This is a genomic window from Variovorax sp. GW821-FHT09B01, from assembly GCF_059418345.1.
This window is the reverse complement of record NZ_JBWKPQ010000001.1, coordinates 1,347,822-1,365,040: the sequence shown is the minus strand read 5'-3', so window position 1 is coordinate 1,365,040 and position 17,219 is coordinate 1,347,822. Positions and strand designations below refer to the sequence as shown.

Here is a 17,219-nt window from a genome sequence, read left to right as displayed (position 1 = left end):
ATTCGATCGGAAGCCGCGCGGCCCGGGCCTCAGCCCGGATAGACGAACGGGGCCGGCCTGTATTCGGTGTCCCGCACCAGGATGCCGTCGGCATCGGCGTAGACCCAGTCGCCGGGCTCGAAGGTCACGCCCCCGAAGCGCACGGCGATGTCGCGTGCGAAAGGCGCGGCCACGGTCGCGCTGCGCGGCGTCGTGCACAGGGCCTTCACGCCGAGCTCACAGGTGGCCATCTCCCGCGCATCGCGGATCGCTCCGAAAACGATCGCGCCCGCCCATCCGTTGCGCACGGCGATCGATGCCATGGTGCCGCCGAACAGCGCGATGCCGCGCGAGCCGTGGCCGTCGATGACCAGCACCTTCCCATGGCCCGGTTCGAGGCAGATCGGGATGCCCGCGCGGTGATCGTCGCGGACCCGCAGCGTGACCGCCTGGCCCCAGAACGTGCGTCGCTGCCCGAAGTCGAGCAAGCCGGCGTCGCACCACCTGCTGGCGTCGGGATCGTCGTCGGAGATGTCGGCGGTGGCGAAGGTCATGCGGGGGCCCGGGTGCCTGCCGTGCTCGCGGGAACCGGCGCGGTCACCTGGTTGTGCAGGCCGCCGTCCACGAAGATGTCGGTGCCCGTGATGTAGCGCGCCGCGTCGCTGGCCAGGAAGGCGGCCGCGTCGGCGGCGTCCCAGGGCGACCCCATGGCACCGGTCGGGCAGGTGGCATTGCGCGTGGCCAGCAGATGGTCGAGGCCTTGCGGATGGGCCACGGCCAGTTGCTGACGGACCAGCGCGGTGTCCATCAGGCCCAGCAGGATGTTGTTGCAGCGGATGCCGCGTCCCGCGTACTGCATCGCGACGCTCGCGCCGAGGGCGTTCAGCGCGGCCTTGCTCGCGTGATAGGCGCACAGCGCGGCCGAACCCGCGCGCGCGGCCGCGATCGACGACACCTGCACCACGGCCCCGCGCCCGGCCTTGTCCATCAGCGGCAGCACATGCTTCAGCGCGAGGAACGCCGAGCGCGTGTTCAGCGCGAAGGAGCGGTCCCAGTCTTCCACCGCCAGTTCCGCCGGCCCGCCGTGCATGACGACGCCGACGTTGTTGACCAGGATGTCGACGTTGCCGTTGATCGCCTGCGCGATCCGCACCGCGTCGCGGATCGAGGACTCGACGCACACGTCCGCCTCGATCGCTTCGCAGCGTGCGCCGCTCTCCTGCGCCAGGCGCTGGGTTCGCCGCGCGGCCTCGAGGTCCTTGTCGGCCACGAACACGAGCGCGCCGTGCTGCGCCATGCGGATCGCGATCGCCGCGCCGTTGCCCGGGCCCGCCGCGGACGCGCCCGCGCCGAAGACCAGCGCGGTCTTGGATTGAAGGGGGAAGTTCATCGTGGATTCATCCTCAAGGCGCCGTCGATGCGCACGCACTCGCCATTCATGTAGCCGTTGGTCAGCAGGAACTCGACCAGCCGGGCGTATTCGTCGGGATCGCCGACGCGGCTCGGAAACGGCACCGACGATTCCAGTGCCCGCCGAACATGTTCGGGCCCGGCGCGCAGCATCGGGGTGTCGAAGACACCGGGCTTGATCGTGTTGACGCGGATGCCCTCGTTGGCGAAGTCGCGCGCGATCGGCAGCGTCATGCCCGCCACGCCGGCCTTCGATGCCGCATACGCCGCCTGCCCCATCTGGCCCTCGTCGGCGCTGATCGACGCGGTGTTGACGATCGCGCCGCGCTCGCCATCCGGCAGGCGGTCGAGCGCCAGCATGCCGGCGCTCGACCTGGCGATGCAGCGGAAGGTGCCGAGCAGGTTGATCGCGATCACGCGTTCGTAGTCGGCCATCGGATGGTGGCGGATCGCGCCCGTCGCGCGGTCCCGCGCCGCGGTCTTGTGGGCATGCACGATCCCCGCGCAATTGACGAGGATGCGTTCCTGGCCATGCGCCTGGCGGGCCCGCGCGAAGGCTTCGTCCACACTGGCCTCGGAGGCCACGTCGGCGTGGCAGAACACGCCGCCGATGCGCCGGGCCAGCGCCGCGCCGGCCTCGGCGTCGAGATCGAACAGCGCGACCTTCACGCCGCGCGCGGCGAGCCGGATCGCGGTGGCCGCTCCGAGTCCCCTGGCGCCGCCGGTGACGACGGCCGAGAGCTGGTCGTCGAGCTTCATGCCGCGGCTCCCGTTCCGGCACGGCGGGCGCCTTCCTCTTCGTGCACGCCCAGCGGTTCGCGGGTCAGGGCCTCGATCAGCAGGCGCTCCAGCGGCTTCTCGGAAGCGGTCTTGGGAATCTCCGGGACCACCTGGACGAAGCTCGGCACGAAGTTGGGCTCCAGCGCCGCGCGGCAGCAGCGGAACAGCGCCTGCACATCGAGCGTCGAGCCGTCGAGCGGCACCACCGCCGCCACCACATCCTTCTCTCCCGGTGCGCCCGAGGCGGCCGGCACGCCGTACACGAAGACGTCGCGGACCAGGCCCGATTCGGCGATCGACTTCTCGACGTAGGCGGTGTTGATGAAGTCGCCGTTGCGGCGCAGGCCGCCGCCCTGGCGGTATTCGAAGAACAGCCAGCCGTCGCCGTCTTCGCGCACGACGTCGCCCATGTGCAGCCAGCCGCCCGCGCACTTGCGCGCGGAGGCCTCGGGATTGCCGACGTACTCGACGCGAAACGGCGAACCGTCGGCCGGCCGCAGCCACAGCTCGCCGGGAACGCCGCGCGGCAGCTCGGCGCCCGTGTCGTCCACGATGCGGTAGCTGAAGTGCGGCGCGACCCGCCCGATGCTGCCGATGGGTCCCGCGTCCAGCGGCTTGATCGCGAGGCCGCCCTCGGCCGAGCCGTAGAACTCCAGCACCTTGACGCCGAAGCGTTGTTCGAACTGCGCCCAGATCGCGGCCGGCATGCCCGCCGACACGACGAAGCGCACCGGGTTCCGCGCATCGTCCGCGCGCGGCGGCTCGGCATACAAAGTGGTCGTCATGCCGCCCAGCAGCGTGAAGGTCGTGCACCGGTACTTGCGCGTGAGGGCCCACAGCCGCGAGCGCGTGAAGCGGCGCGAGAACACCACGGGCAGCCCGCCGAGCAGCGCCGGCGCGAGCGTGACCTGCAGCGCGTTGGCATGGGTCAGCGAGAGGCCGGAATACAGCCGGTCGTCGGGCCGGTAGCCGAAGCCCTTCAAGGCCGCGGCGGCGGTGTCGCAGAAGCGCCGATGCGTCATGACGATGCCCTTGGGATCGCCGGTGGTGCCCGAGGTGTGGAGGATCAGCATCGCCTCCTCGCCGTTGTCCGCCGGCACCGGCAGGTCGTCGCCGTCCACGAGCCGCAGCACGGCGTAGTCCTCCACGCGCGGGCTCCACATCGCGCGCCCCGGGCCTTCGTCGGTGGCGAGCGCGGCGATCCATTCGATGCCCGCGTCGTCCTCGAGCAGTTCCTCGGCGCCGGGCAGCGCGTAGTCGGCGGCGACCAGGCCGGTCGCCCTCGAGTTCGCGATCATGAAGCGCAGCTTCTCGCCCCGGGTGCGAGGGTCGATCGGCACCAGCACCACGCGCAGCAGCGCGGCCGCGATCATCAGCTCGACGAACTCGGCATGGTTCGCCATCAGGACCGCGATCACGCTGCCGGGCCCGGCGCCGCGCCGGCACAGGCCGCGTGCCAGCGCCTGCGCGTTGCGCCACAGCTGGCCGTAGCTGCGCGCGATATCGGGCACCGCAGGGCCTCCTTCGAACAGCAGGGACTCGCGCGCCGGCTCGGCGTGCGCGAAGGAATGGACGATCGAGGCGAGATTGACGTGAGAGCGCTCGGCCATGGCTCAGTCCTTCTGCAGCACGCTGACGACGATGGCCGCGGCGTCTTCCCCGATCCAGCCGCCGCCGTTCTCGGCGAGCGCGGTGCGGGCACCGTGAACCTGGCGTGCCGCGCAGCGGCCGCGCAATTGATCGCTCAGCTCGACCAGCTGCGCGCAGCCCGAGGCACCGATTGGATGGCCCTTGCGCAGCAGCCCGCCCGACGGGTTGACGGGCACCCGGCCGCCGAGCCGGGTGGCGCCGCTGTCGAGCAGCGCCACGGCCTCGCCCGGCGCGGCGAGTCCCAGGTGCTCGTAGTAGATCAATTCGGCCGGGGCGCCGGCATCGTGCAGCTCGACCACGTCGAGTTCGGCCGGCCCGACGCCCGCGGCCTCGTAGGCCTGCGCGGCGACGGTCGGCGCCAGCCGCGCCGGATCGCCGGCCTCGTAGTCCCAGCCCGAAGCCAGCACCGACGACAGCACGCGCACCCTGCCGCGCAGGCCCAGCCGCGCCGCCGCCTGCGCGGACACCAGCACCAGGGCCGCGGCGCCATCGCCGATCGGCGCGCACATCGGGCGCGTCATGGGGTCGACGATCAAGGGCGCGGCCAGCACCTGCTCGATGCTCAGCACCTCCTGGAACTGCGCTTTCGGATTCAGGCTGCCGTGGAACGAGTTCTTCGCCGCCACCGCGGCGAAGTCGCGCTGCGTCACGCCATGCGTCGCCATGAAGTCGCGCGCCATGCCGGCGTACAGGTCCATGAAGAGCGAGCGCGATTTGCCCGCCTCGGAGATGTCCGCTTCGGCGCCGGAGCGCGCGAGGTTGCGCGCCAGCCCCGCGAGCACGTCGTCGATCGCCTCGAGGTCGACGGCGCCGTGGAACACCGAGAAGGTGCGGGCCTTGTCCTCGCTGTAGAGCTTCTCGAAGCCGGCCACGAGCACGATGTCGTAGGCCTGCAGCGCGATCATCTGCACCGCCTGCTGGAAGGCGGTGGCCGAGGTGGCGCAGGCGTTCTCGACATTGACGACCGGGATGCGTCCGATGCCCAGGCCGCGCAGCACGACCTGGCCGGGGATCAGCACCTGGCCGGTCATCACGCCGGCGGCCGCATTGCCCATGTAGGCCGCCTGCAGCTGCGAGGCTTCGATGCCGGCATCGGCCAGCGCTTCGCCGATGGCTTCGGCGGCCAGCGACTTGAGTCCACGGTCGAGAAATTTGCCGAAACGGGTCATGCCCGTTCCCGCGATGAAGACGGGTTGCATTGGAAGAAGCGTCGGGTTCGGAAAGGAGCGCGGAGACGGTCGGCTGGGCGCTCGTCTATTCGGGCGTGAAGTTGATCGAGCGCAGCACCTCGCCGACCTTGTCGTAGTCGGTGCGCAGCGTCCTGGTCAGTTCCTCCGAGGTGCGCGGCTGGCCGACGGCGAGGCCGATCTCCTGCAGGCGCTCGCGCACGGCGGGCTGTTCGAGGATCTTCAAGGTGGCCTGGCGCAGCCGCGCCTGCGCCGCGGCCGGCACGTCGGGCGTGGTCCAGACGCCGATCCAGACGACGGTCTCGAGGTCCGGGAAGCCGAGTTCGCGGAAGGTGGGCACGTCGGGCAGCATCGGCGAGCGCTGCGGCAGGCTGACCGCGAAGGCCTTGAGCTTGCCCGCCTTGATCAGGGGCAATGCGGTCGACATGCCGTCGATCATCAGCGGCACATGCCCACCCATCACGTCCGTGAGCCCCGGCATCGATCCCTTGTAGCCGACGTGCGTCATGTCGAGGCCCGCGGCCTGGTTGAGCTTCAGGCCGGTCACGTGCGCGATCGTGCCCGCGCTGTAGGAGGCGTAGCTGACCTTGCCCGGATTGGCCTTGATGTAGGCGATCAGTTCGCCCATCGTCTTCGCCGGCACCGAGGGATGGCCGACCATCACCAGGCCGAAGCGCGCGAACTCGGCGATCGGCTTGATCTCCTTGGCCATGTCGATGCGCAGCTTGACGATGTGCGGGACCTCGGAGACCAGGCCGCTGATTCCCACCAGCGCGGTGGCGCCGTCGTGCGGCACCTGCATCAGGTCGTTGACCGCGAGCGCGCCGCCCGCGCCCGGCTTCGGATCGACGACGACCGCCTGGCCCAGTTCCTTCTGCAGGCCGTCGCCGAGCATGCGCGCGACGATGTCGGAGGCGCCGCCGGCGGGGCCCGCGACGATGAGGCGCAAGGGCTTGGCCGATGCGGGCTGTGCCTGCGCGCCGGGAGCGGCGAGGGCGGCGAGCGTTGCCGCGGCGGCGGTGCAGAGGAGGCGGCGCAGCGAGTCCGTGCGCGTTCGGTCGGTCATGTTGTCTCCGGTCTTGGGGGCTGTTGCGAAATCGGGCAGCGGGACGCTTCGAGGCGTCACTTCGCCGTTCTGTTGCGGGGCGCGGCCGGTTTTTTTGCCGCCGTTGCTTCGGGCTCGCGCGCCTTGTGGGGCGTGATGCCGTTCCACAGGATCGACATCAGCGGGGCGGCCTGCGCCGCGAGCGAATAGCTGCGGCGGCGGTACTCCCACATCAGGAAGGCCCGGTTGAAGATGGCGTTGAAGGTGTCGAGGATGAGCCGGCTGTCCACGTCGCAGCGCAGTTCGCCTTGCTGCTGTGCTTCGGTGATGGCGTGGAGCAGGCGCCGCATCATCTCGTGCTGCGCGTAGCTCGGATCGCGCATCCATCGCTCGAGCGGAACGGTCATGAAGATGATGCGCCCGACGTTGGGATTCCTCTCGTAGAACTCGAGGTGCAGCGTGAGCACCGCGAGCAGCTTGGACTTCAGGTCGCCCGTGTCGTCGAAGGGCTTGAGCGCCGCCGGATAGAGGCCGCCGAGCCAGTGCTGAATGAACCAGAACAGCAGCGCTTCCTTGTCGCCGAAGTAGCGATAGATGGTGCGAAAGCTCATGCCGGCTTCGCGCGCGATGGTGCGCATGTCGGCGCGATGGAAGTCGCCGGCGGCGTAGGTTTCCATCACGACGGGCGAGAGCCGGTCGCGCAGGTTCGCGGGAATGCTCTGCGTTCCGGAAGGGGTCGGGAGAGGCTCGGGCGCCGCCGCCGGTGCGTTGCTCTTGGGCATGGACGATGTCGCGGGTGGTGAAGTCGGCCGCGAAGGTAACATCGTTACCCATTGGCTCGTTCAAGGGAAAACCCGGGGCCTTCGCGCGGGCCGGACCTCCCATGAAGAAGGCCCGCGAAGGTCGTCACCTTGGCGGGCCGGGGCGCGGCGCATGCGCGAATGCGCGCACGCGGCATCGAATCGAAAACGGCGTCGCCCCTTGCGCGGAGCGGCGCGAAGATGCCTAGTGGAAGAACAGCGCGATCAGGATGATCACCGGGATCGGCACGCCGAGAAACAGAAGCAGAAGCGAGCGCATGGGAGGTCTCCTCGAAGTGGTGGAAGTGGGTTCAGAGATCGCGGCGACGGCCGCCGTAGGTGGCCGCGAGACTCGCAAAGAAGGCACCGACGAGCAGCGAGACCACGAGCCACATCGCGGCATAGGCCGAGGCCTTGCGGGCCGTGTCGGCCGCTTCCTTGGCCTTGGCCTGCACGTCGCGTAACGCGGCCTGCGCCTTGGCATAGACCTCGTTCACGCGCTTCTCGGCGTCCTGCTGGCTCATGCCGGTGCGCTGCGCGACCACCTGGCCGACATACTTGCCGTCCTCGGGCGGCAGCGCGCCGGTGCGGATGCTGTTGAGGAAGATGCGTGTCACCTCGGCGTTCGCGCCGGCCGCGTCGCGCGCAGGCGGCTGCGACACCGCGAGGGTGCCGGCATCGCCGGCGGGCGGCGGCGTGGCACCGGCGTCCTGGCGGAACAGCGAATCGACGAAGTAGCTCATCGGGCCCGCGCCGCTGTCCGAGCCGGACTGCGATGCCGCGGAACCGGCGCCCGCCGCGCCGGCCACCGTGGCGGCACTCGCCGCACCGCCGGCCACCGTGGCACCGGCCTGCGCACCCGCGCCGAGCACCGAGCCCACGGCGGAGCTCAACAGCGCGGCCGTGAGCAGCGTCGCGACGGCCCAGGCGAGAAAGCCATGGGCCGTGTCGCGGAAGTAGACCTCGTCGGTATGGATGCCGGCCCACTTGGTGCGCAGCCGGCCCGCCAGATAGCCGCCCAGTCCCGAGGCAGCGAGTTGCGTGAAGCTGAGCCAGAGGATGGTCGCGATGCCGATCGCGCCCGCGCTCGCGCCGCGGCTGGCCCAGGGGCTCACCGCGGACATCCCGAGGCCCGTGCCGAGCAGCAGCAGGACCAGCGACAGCGAGGCCGCGCCCGCGGCGCCCGCGAAGATCGCGCCCCAGGAAACGCCGCTTTCGCCGCGTGGCCCTTCGATGACGTCGACCGGTGAATTGATGCCGTACTGGGCCATGGCTGCTCCTTGTTGTAGAGCATCGACTCTGGACTTCGCGCGACCCGTTGCAGTCGGTTCCCGGCGCGCGAGCGGGTAGGCAACGATCCCGTCGCGACCGCCATACGTACACTGCAAAACCCCGATCCATCGAGCCCGACCGCCATGAAACTGAGTCAACTCCGCTCGTTCCTCAGCGTCGCCGAGCATGGGAGCATCCGGGCCGCGGCGCGCGCGCTCGGCATGTCGCAGCCGGCCGTGACCCAGGCGATGCGCGAGCTGGAGCTGTCGGTCGATGCACCTCTGTTGCAGCGCGGCACGGCCGGTGTCGAGCTCACCGTGTACGGCCGCTCGCTGGTGCGCCGGGCCAGCGTGATCCAGCGCGAGATGGAGCGCGCGGTGGCGGAGATCGAGGAGATCCGCGACGGCAGCTCGGGCCTGATCTCGATCGCGATCTCCACCGCCGTCGCCTTCGAGATCCTGCCGAAGGCCTTCGCTGCGTTCCGCGCCCGCTTCCCGCATGTCGAGGTCCGTTTCAACGAAGCCTCGATCCCGCACACGCTGCCGCGCATCCTCGACGGCACGGTGGACTTCATGGTCGCGCACATGCTGCCCGGCTCGCTGGCCGACTGGGAGGTCAAGCGCCTGTACCGCACCGCCATGGTGGCTGTGGCCCGAGCGGGCCATCCGATCCTGGACGCGGCGAACACGGACCGCTTCGCCGAGTGGGAGTGGCTGCTGCCCTACGACGACGAGAGCGCGCCCGAGCTGGTGCGCCAGCTGTTCGCGCAGAAGCGCATCGCGCCACCGACGCAGGTGGTGCGCTGCACCTCGACGGCGATCGGCCTGAAGCTCGTGGGCGCGAGCGACCTGGTCGGGGTGTTCGTCGACACGATGACGCGCGAGGAGTTTCCGCACTACGGGCTGGTCAAGGTGCCCTTGTGCGACCCGCTCGCGGCGCTCGACGTCAGCGTGATCTCGCGGCCTGGTTCGGTGCTGAGCCCGGCGGCGCAGAACTTCCTCGATTGCCTGCGCCATGAGGCGGCGATGAAAGGCAACGCCTATCACCCCTGAAGAGTGCTTGTCTTCCGGCCGCGGATCGCTGCTCCTAGCATCCGCCATCGCAACAAAAGGCAAGGCCAGGAGACAACGATGGGTACCGAGACAAGTGGCGTCGCGCCACCGCTATCGAAGCGCAAGGCGGTGACGGCGATCACGGTCGGCAACGCGCTGGAGTTCTACGACTTCACCGTCTACGGCTTCATGACGAGCATCATCGGCCGGATCTTCTTTCCGTCCCTGAGTCCCTACGCGCAGCTGCTGCTGGCGGTGGCCAGCTTCGGCGTCGGCTTCCTCGCGCGGCCGCTGGGCGGCGTGGTGATCGGGGCCTATGCCGACCGCCATGGCCGCAAGAAGGCGATGGGGCTGACCATCGGCCTCATGGCACTGGGCTGCGCCATGATCGCGGCGGCACCCACGCCCGCGCAGATCGGCCTGGCGGCGCCGGCGATCATCGTGCTGGCGCGGTTGATCCAGGGCTTCTCGGCGGGCGGCGAGGTCGGTGCATCGACGGCCATGCTGGTGGAGTACGCCGGCCGCAACGAGCGTGCCTTCATGGCCAGCTGGCAGGTCGCGAGCCAGGGCCTGGGCGTGATGTTCGGCGCGCTCGTCTCGAGCACCGTGATCTCGGTGCTGGCCCCGGCCGATCTCGAGAGCTGGGGCTGGCGGCTGCCCTTCGTGCTCGGCATCCTGATCGCGCCGGTGGGCATGTACATCCGCACGCGCCTGCACGAGACCCATGTCGATGCGCCGAAGCCATCGGCCTCCGAAGAATCTGGCGGCAAGATCGGCCTGCTGCTGCGCCACCACTGGAAGCAACTGATCCAGGCCAGCCTGCTGTTCCTTTCGTGCACGGTCGGCATCTACGTGGTCGCGTTCTACATGCCCACCTATGCGGCCCGGGAGCTCGGGCTGCCGGTGCAGGTCGGCATCTGGGCCGGCGTGGTATTCGGCATCGTGAACCTGCTCGTCGCGCCGCTGTCGGGCCTGCTGGCCGACTGGCTGCGGCGCAAGCCCGTGATCTTCTGGTCGCGCGTGGTGTTGCTGCTGCTGGTGTTCCCGTGCTTCCACTGGCTGCTCGCCGCGCCCTCGCCGGGGCGCCTGTATGTGGTCGTCGCGCTGCTCAGCGTGTGCCTGACCTCGCAGTTCCCGGCGCTGCTGGTGATGCTCACCGAGATCTTCCCGAAGCATGTGCGTGCCAGCGGGCTGTCGACCGTCTACAGCGTGGTGGTCGCGGTCTTCAGCGGCTTCTCGCCCTTTGTGCTGACCTGGCTGGTGCACGAGACCGCCGACAAGCTGGCCCCTGCCTGGTACCTGGTGGTCGTGACCGTGGTCTCGACCCTCGTCATGCCCTGGCTCGTGGACCGCACCGGCGAGGACCTCGATGCGCAGAGCCCGAAGGAAGCGCCGCCACGCGTTCGCGGCGCGATGCCGGTGGGGAGCTTCAAGTGAAACCCACGAGCCATTTCGCGGCCAGCTATGCCGCGGCACGCGAGCGCTTTCTCGCGAGCGCGGACGCGGCGGGGCTCGCCGTGACCTCGCATGCGATCGACGGCGTGCGCGGCGCGCAGGGCGAGGAGCTCGCGATGGACGTCGTGCGATTCGGCGATCCGCAGGCCGACAGGCTGCTGGTGCTGACCTCCGCGATCCATGGCGTCGAGGGCTTCTGCGGCTCGGGCTGCCAGTCGGCGATGCTCGTGGACGAGCCGCTGCTGGCCACGGCCGAGCGCATGGGCGTCGGCCTGCTGTTCGTGCACGCGGTCAATCCTTTCGGCTTCTCGCACCTGCGCCGGGTCAACGAAGACAACGTGGACGTGAACCGCAATTTCGTGCGCTTCGACGAGGCGCGTTCGCCGAACCGCGGCTACGCCGAGCTGGAGCCCCTGCTGCTTCCGCCCGCATGGCCTCCGGGCCCCGCGGAGGCCGCGCGGCTCGATGCCTGGATCGGTGCGCACGGCGTCGAAGCCTATGGGCAGTCCGTGTTCCAGGGCCAGTACGACTCGCCCACCGGCATGTTCTACGGCGGCAGCCGAGCGACCTGGAGCAACAGGACGATCCGGCAGGTTCTTCGGCAGGAGGGCGCCGCGGCGAAGCAGGTGGGCTGGATCGACCTCCACACCGGGCTCGGCCCGCGGGGCCACTGCGAGAAGGTCTTCATCGGCAGGCGCGGCGAGATCGACCGGGCCCGGACCTGGTGGGGCGCGGATGTCATCTCGACCGAGCGCGACGACTCGGTGATGTACGAGATCAACGGCCCGATGGTGACGATCCTCGCGGAGGAATGCCCCAACGCGCTGGGCACCACGATCGCGCTCGAGTTCGGCACCGTGCCGCTGCTGCGGATGATCGATGCGCTGCGCGCCGACCACTTCTGTTGGCGGGCCGAACCGCCCGTCGCGCCACAGCTCAAGGCCGAGGCCGGGCAGGAGCTGAAGGCCTGCTTCTATGTCGACGATGCCGACTGGCAGGGCATGGTCTTCGGCCAGGCGCGCACGGCGGTCGTGCAGGCCTTGTGCGGGCTCGGCGCTTCGGCGTGACCGGGTGCGCGGCGCGGCGGATGGCTAGGCGGCACGCCCGCTTTTCCTGCGGCCGCCGGCCTTCGCGCCATGGCTCGCCAATCCAGCGAAGTCCACGATCCTGATCCTCGGTCCGTCGAGCTGCACCAGCCCGTCGGCTCTCAGCGCGCGCAGCGCCATGTTGGTCCGCTGGCGCGACAACCCGCACAGGTTGGCGAGCTGGTGCTGCGGCAGGGCCAGCGCGTCGCCATCGTCGCCCTGGGCCAGCAGCGACAGGCAGCGCGCGACGCGCATGTCGGGCGCCAGCATGCGCGAGGCTTCGAGCAAGGCCGTGACCGTGCCCATGCGCTGGTTGAGGTTGTTGAGCAGGAAGTTGTTGAACGGCACGCTCTGCGCGAGCAGCAGTTCGAAGGTGGGTGCGGGCAGCAGGCAGACGCGGCTCGCGCGCACCGCGATCACGTCGTAGCGCCGCTGCTCGCGCTTGAGCATCGAGCCTTCGCCGCCCCACTCGCCTTCGCGCAGGAAATGCAGCGTGGTTTCGCTGCCATCGGCGGCGGTCACCGACATCTGCAGGAAGCCGCTGTCCACGCCGATCCAGTGCGCGGCGGCCTCGCCCACCCGGGCGACGCATTCGCCGATCGCGGCATCCTTTTCGACCAGGGTGGCCCGCACCAGTGCCCGCTGCGCCGGCTCCAGCGTGGCGAACCAGGCGGTGCGGTCGAGCAGGGAGGCGGGCGGTGTGGCGGGCTTCATGGATGTCGTTGCAACGACAGCGCGATGCGCGTGTCTTCACGATAGTAAGCACTTCAACAGGAGACGCCAATGACCGTGAGAACCGAGAAGGATGGTGCGGTGTGGACCGTGATCCACAGCCGCTTCGACGCAGCGCGCAACGCGATGGACCCCGACAGCGCCGACGCGCTGGTCGAGCAGCTGCGGGCCTTCGACCGCGATCCGCAGGCGCGCGTCGCGGTGCTGTGGGGCGAGGGCGGCGCCTTCTGCGCCGGCTGGGACCTCAAGTACGCGAGCACGCTGGCGGACCGCGAGCGCTTCGACCAGGACATCGTGCGCGGCCTGGCGTTTCCGATGGGCGCGAACGCGGCGCCGCGGGGACCGCTGGGGCCGACGCGGCTGGAGCTGTCGAAGCCCGTGATCGCGGCGGTGGAAGGCCCCGCGGTGGCGGGCGGCATGGAGCTCGCGCTGTGGTGCGACATCCGCGTGATGGCCGAGAGCGCCTACTTCGGCGTCTATTGCCGCCGCTGGGGCATCCCCCTGCTCGATGGCGGCGCGGTGCGCCTGCCGCGGCTGGTGGGGCAGGGCCGCGCGATGGAGATCATCCTCACCGGCCGCAAGGTGCCGGCCGAGGAGGCGTTGCGCATCGGCATGTGCGAGCAACTGGTGCCGCATGGCGAGGCGCGGCAGGCGGCCGAGGCGATGGCCAGGGAGATCGCGCGCTTTCCGCAGGCCGCCGTGCGGGCCGACCGCCGCACGGTCCACGAGAGCCACGGGCTGCCGCTGCGCGATGCGATGCGCGTGGAGTGGGCCAACGGCGTGGAAGCGCATCACCAGGAAGGCGCCGATGGCGCGGGCCGCTTTGCGTCGGGACTGGGGCGCGGCGGCGACTTCGGCCGCATCTGATCACTCTTCGAACAGGCGCGACTGCGACGAGGTCAGCGCCGAGAAGCTCTCGCCCATCGGCTGCAGGATCGCGTCCGCGATCGGCCGCAGCTGCTTCGCGAGGTAGTGCTCGTAGTCGATGCGCGACTGGCGCGCTTCCAGCGGCTCGGGCCCGTTGCGCGTCATCACGTACTGGATCCAGCCGCCGTTCTGGTACTGGCGCGGCCGCTGGGCCCGATCGTTGAACGCGTCGGCGATGCGCGCCGCGCGCACCTGCGGCGGCACGTTGACCTGGTAGTCGTCGAGCCGATGGCGCAGGCGCTTGCGGTAGATCAGCAGCTCGTCCTTGGCGCCCGCCAGCATCGAGCGCGTGTAGTCGGTGACGAAGTCGCGGTAGGGCTCGTCGTGGAAGATGCGCGACAGCAGTCCTTCCTGGAACTGGCGCGCCAGCGGCGTCCAGTCGCTGCGCGCCATCTCGAGGCCGCGATAGACCATTTCCTCCTTGCCCCCGGCATCGACGCTCAGGCCCGCGTAGCGCTTCTTGCTGCCGATCTCCGAGCCGCGGATGGTCGGCATGAAGAACTTCTTGTAATGGGTGTCGAACTCGATCTCGAGGAAGTTGCGCAGCCCCTGTTCGTCGTGCAGGGTCCGGGTCCACCAGGCGTTGATCTCGGTGGTGAGCGCCGCGGCGATGGCGTGCGCGTCCTCGCTGGAATGCGCGCGCTTGAGCCAGATGAAGATCGAGTCGGTGTCGCCGTAGATGACCTCGTAGCCGCGCTCCTCCACGAAGTCGCGCGTGAGCCGCATCATCTCGTGGCCGCGCAGCGTGATGGCGGACACCAGGTCGGGGTTGAAGAAGCGGCAGTCCGATGCACCCAGCACGCCCGCGAAGGAGTTCATGAGCAGCTTCAGCGCCTGCGACAGCGGTTCGTTCTTCGCGCGCTTGGCCTCGTCGCGCGCATGCCAGAAGGTGCTGACGATCTCGGGCAGGCAGTGCTTGTCGCGCGAGAACAGGGTGCCGTTCGGCCCCTTGACGCCCGCGGCCGGGTCCTGCGCCCGCATGCCTTCCACCAGGCCCACGGGGTCGACGAGGAAGGTGCGGATGATCGATGGATAGAGGCTCTTGTAGTCGAGCACCACGACCGAGTCGTAGAAGCCGGGCTTGGAGTCCATCACGTAGCCGCCCGGATAGGCCTTGCTGAGGATCTCGCCGACGTTGGGCGCCACGTAGCCCAGCCGGTGCATGCGCGGCAGGTAGTGGTGGCTGAACGCGGCGATGGAGCCGCCGAAGTGGTCGGCCTGCAGGCCCGTGGTCTGCGCGCGCTCCAGCACGAAGCTCAGCAGCTTCGTCTTCTCGAAGATGCGCAGCACCAGCTCACAGTCGCGGATGTTGTAGGTGGCGAGCGCCGGCTTGTCCTGCTGGTAGCGGCGCTCGATCTCGGCCATCTTGTCGTACTCGTCGCCGATGGCCTTGCCTTCGCCGAGCAGCGCCTGCGACACCGACTCGAGGCTGAACGACGGAAAGCTCCACATGCCGGAGCGCAGCGCCTCGATGCCGTCGATGATCACGCGGCCCGCGGTGGTCGCGAACAGGTAGCCCTGCTTGCCCGGATGCGTGCGCCATTCGAAGGGCCGGCGTTCGCGGCCGGGCAGCAGCGGCGCGCCGGCGGTGTCGGCCGTCTTCTGCAGCACCCGCAGGTCGAACTGGATCACGCTCCAGCCGACGATGACGTCGGGGTCGTTGTGTTCGAACCAGTCGTTGAGGCGCTCGATCATCGCCTTGCGGCTCGCGCAGTAGACGAGCGAGAAGCCCAGCGGCTCGCTCGCCGCCTGCGCCGGCGGCTCGCCCAGCATGTAGACCACGCGCTCGCCCGTGCCGTCGAGCGCGATAGAGTAGAGCTCTTCGTGCTGGCTGGTCTCGATGTCGAGCGACACCACCTTGAGCCGCGGCCGGTAGGCGGGCGCGGGCTTGAGCCTCACATCGACGAGGGCGGCGCCCTCGGACCTGCCGCCTTCCACGAGCGCGCCCGCCGTGATGAAGCGCTCCATCAGGTAGCGGTCGTGCGGCCGGATGTCGGCCTCGAGCAGTGGAATGCCCTTCGCCTCGAGCAGCCGCACCAGCCGCTTGAGCTGGCGGAAATGCGTGACATAGACGCCGACGACCGGCTCCTGCCCGAAGGTCTTGAGCGCGAGTTCGCGCAGCTGCAGGCCCGGCAGCTCCGGGGCGTGGGCTTCCACCGCCTGCCTGTGCTTCGCCGCCACGAAGGCGACCGAGGTCTGCGCGTTGAGCAGCACCTTGCGCGGGCCCTCGTCGGTGGCGAGCCAGAACTCGATCTCGGTGCCGCCGGGCGCATCGCGCCAGCGCCGGGTGAGGATGAATCCCTGGAGTTCGGAGGACGGCACGGGAGGCTGGAGATCGGGTGGGGCGGGAGCGTGGTCGATTTTCACAGGGCCGCGCTTTGCTTGCGCCGGGCCGTCGCCTGGCGCGGCGGCATGCTGTCCTTCATGGCCTCCTTGAGGATGCCGAACACGCGCCGGTCGCCGAGTTGCGCGACATTGAAGCGCGCGAACGAGCCCGCCGTCTGCGAGACGCTGAAGACATTGCCGGGCGCGAGCACGACCTTCTGTTCCATGCAGCGCCGCGCCAGCACCGCGGAGTCGAGCCCATCGGGCAGCCGGCACCAGAGGTAGAAGCCGCCGCGCGGCGCGAGCCAGGGCTCGATCCCCAACGCCGCCAGGCGCTCGGTGGCGTCCTTGCGCGCGCGCGTGAGGCGCTGGCGCACCTCGTCCATGTGCTTGCGGTAGCTGCCGCCGGCCAGCACGCCGGCGATCAGCTCGGTGGCCACCGGGCTCGGGCCGCCGAACTGGGTCGCCACCTGCAGGTCGACCAACCCGTCGATCCAGTCCCGGCGCGCGGCGATGTAGCCGCAGCGCACCGAGGCCGAGAGCGTCTTGGAGAAGCTGCCGATGCGGATCACGCGCTGGAGGCCGTCGAGCACGGCCAGCCGCGGCGAGGGCGAGGGCTCGAAGTCGGCGAAGACCTCGTCCTCGACGATCGTCATGCCCTGCGCCGCGGCCGCGCCGAGCACGCGGTGCGCGGTCTGCGGCGAGATGGTGGCGCCGGTGGGGTTGTGCAGCGCCGAGTTGGTGATGTAGAGCCGCGGGTTCTGCGCCAGCGCCTGCGTGAAGGCCGCGACGTCGGGGCCGGTGGGCGTGAACGGCACGCCGACGATCCTGGCCTGGTGGGCGCGCAGCAGTGCCTGGAAGTTGAAGTAGCAGGGATCGTCGACCAGCACGGTGTCGCCGGGCCGCAGCAGCAGGCGGCAGATCAGGTCGATGGCCTGCGTGCCCGAGGTGGTCAGCAGCAGCTGTTCGGGCGTCGCGGCGATGCCCTCGTCGGCCAGGCGCGCCAGCAGCAGGCGGCGCAGCGCGAGCGCACCGCGCGTGCTGCCGTAGTCGGCCAGCAGCGCATCGTCGGCGCGGCTCAGCGCGCGCAGGCCCTTGCGCAGGGCGGCATGCGGCATCCAGTCGGCCGGCAGCCAGCCGCAGCCCGGCATGAGGAAGGAACCGTCGGCATCCAACGACTGGCGCGAGACCCAGAAGGGATCGACGTCGCGCTCGCGCGGCGCGCCCATCTCGGCGAGCGCCATCGGCGGCAGGTTGGCGCCGGTCACGTAGAAGCCCGAGCCGCGGCGCGCGCGGATCACGCCCTCGGCCTCGAGGCGGTCGTAGGCCTCGACCACGGTGGAGGGCGAGACGCCCATGGTCTCGGCGAAGCTGCGTACCGAGGGCAGGCGATCGCCTTCCACCAGCGCGCGGTTCGCGATCTTGGCGCGCACCGCCTCCATCAGCGCATCGGTCCGCATCGTTGCCTTCACACCGCTCATCCTCGTCGCCTTCCCGGGTGACTGTGTGGCCGGGATGAG

15 protein-coding genes are annotated in these 17,219 nt (G+C 70.1%); 4 read left to right on the top strand and 11 right to left on the bottom strand.

The window, feature by feature from the left end:
- Positions 1-29: 29 nt before the first annotated feature.
- The 8 genes from rraA to AC07RV_RS05995 all read right to left on the bottom strand — a co-directional run bounded on the left by rraA (position 30) and on the right by AC07RV_RS05995 (position 8,122).
- Entirely contained in the window at positions 30-533 is a 504-nt protein-coding gene (rraA, locus tag AC07RV_RS06030) for a ribonuclease E activity regulator RraA (RefSeq protein WP_296786439.1), read from the bottom strand.
- Positions 530-1,369, bottom strand: coding sequence for an SDR family NAD(P)-dependent oxidoreductase (locus AC07RV_RS06025; protein ID WP_296786436.1), 840 nt, complete (start codon positions 1,367-1,369; stop codon positions 530-532). The genes rraA and AC07RV_RS06025 overlap by 4 nt, the downstream gene beginning before the upstream one ends.
- Complete coding sequence (locus tag AC07RV_RS06020; RefSeq protein WP_296786433.1) at positions 1,366-2,148, bottom strand: SDR family NAD(P)-dependent oxidoreductase; 783 nt, start codon at positions 2,146-2,148, stop codon at positions 1,366-1,368. The genes AC07RV_RS06025 and AC07RV_RS06020 overlap by 4 nt, the downstream gene beginning before the upstream one ends.
- Positions 2,145-3,779, bottom strand: coding sequence for an AMP-binding protein (locus AC07RV_RS06015; protein WP_296786429.1), 1,635 nt, complete (start codon positions 3,777-3,779; stop codon positions 2,145-2,147). Before AC07RV_RS06015 ends, AC07RV_RS06020 begins: the two co-directional genes overlap by 4 nt.
- A 3-nt stretch (positions 3,780-3,782) precedes the next feature.
- The gene (locus tag AC07RV_RS06010; protein WP_296786426.1) at positions 3,783-5,018 is read right to left on the bottom strand and encodes a thiolase family protein; all 1,236 of its coding nucleotides are present in this window, start codon (positions 5,016-5,018) and stop codon (positions 3,783-3,785) included.
- Between the two features lie 55 nt (positions 5,019-5,073).
- The gene (locus AC07RV_RS06005) at positions 5,074-6,072 is read right to left on the bottom strand and encodes a tripartite tricarboxylate transporter substrate binding protein (protein WP_296786424.1); all 999 of its coding nucleotides are present in this window, start codon (positions 6,070-6,072) and stop codon (positions 5,074-5,076) included.
- Positions 6,073-6,128: 56 nt separating this feature from the next.
- Positions 6,129-6,833: a TetR/AcrR family transcriptional regulator gene (locus AC07RV_RS06000; protein ID WP_296786422.1), complete on the bottom strand. Its 705-nt coding sequence runs from the start codon at positions 6,831-6,833 to the stop codon at positions 6,129-6,131.
- Positions 6,834-7,162: 329 nt separating this feature from the next.
- Positions 7,163-8,122, bottom strand: a complete 960-nt coding sequence (locus AC07RV_RS05995; protein WP_296786419.1) for a hypothetical protein — start codon at positions 8,120-8,122, stop codon at positions 7,163-7,165.
- 144 nt (positions 8,123-8,266) lie between these two features.
- On the opposite strand from AC07RV_RS05995, the gene AC07RV_RS05990 reads away from it, so the two are divergent.
- The 3 genes from AC07RV_RS05990 to AC07RV_RS05980 all read left to right on the top strand — a co-directional run bounded on the left by AC07RV_RS05990 (position 8,267) and on the right by AC07RV_RS05980 (position 11,697).
- Positions 8,267-9,175 (top strand): LysR family transcriptional regulator, encoded by a 909-nt coding sequence (locus tag AC07RV_RS05990; protein WP_296786415.1) that lies wholly within the window; start codon positions 8,267-8,269, stop codon positions 9,173-9,175.
- A 78-nt stretch (positions 9,176-9,253) separates the two neighbouring features.
- Entirely contained in the window at positions 9,254-10,612 is a 1,359-nt protein-coding gene (locus AC07RV_RS05985) for an MFS transporter (protein WP_296786412.1), read from the top strand.
- Positions 10,609-11,697 (top strand): M14 family metallopeptidase, encoded by a 1,089-nt coding sequence (locus AC07RV_RS05980; protein ID WP_296786409.1) that lies wholly within the window; start codon positions 10,609-10,611, stop codon positions 11,695-11,697. Before AC07RV_RS05985 ends, AC07RV_RS05980 begins: the two co-directional genes overlap by 4 nt.
- 24 nt (positions 11,698-11,721) lie before the next feature.
- Here the strand turns inward: AC07RV_RS05980 and AC07RV_RS05975 are convergent, their stop codons facing one another.
- Entirely contained in the window at positions 11,722-12,429 is a 708-nt protein-coding gene (locus tag AC07RV_RS05975; protein WP_296786406.1) for a Crp/Fnr family transcriptional regulator, read from the bottom strand.
- 69 nt (positions 12,430-12,498) lie between these two features.
- On the opposite strand from AC07RV_RS05975, the gene AC07RV_RS05970 reads away from it, so the two are divergent.
- On the top strand, positions 12,499-13,314 hold the full coding sequence (locus tag AC07RV_RS05970; protein WP_296786404.1) for a crotonase/enoyl-CoA hydratase family protein: 816 nt from the start codon (positions 12,499-12,501) through the stop codon (positions 13,312-13,314).
- Here AC07RV_RS05970 and AC07RV_RS05965 read toward each other — a convergent pair whose 3' ends face one another.
- Together AC07RV_RS05965 and AC07RV_RS05960 are read right to left on the bottom strand one after the other, a co-directional pair.
- Positions 13,315-15,696 (bottom strand): DNA polymerase II, encoded by a 2,382-nt coding sequence (locus AC07RV_RS05965; protein WP_296786401.1) that lies wholly within the window; start codon positions 15,694-15,696, stop codon positions 13,315-13,317.
- Positions 15,697-15,737: 41 nt separating this feature from the next.
- A complete protein-coding gene (locus tag AC07RV_RS05960) occupies positions 15,738-17,180 on the bottom strand; it encodes an aminotransferase-like domain-containing protein (protein ID WP_444813664.1) in 1,443 nt (480 codons plus the stop codon).
- Positions 17,181-17,219 lie beyond the last annotated feature (39 nt).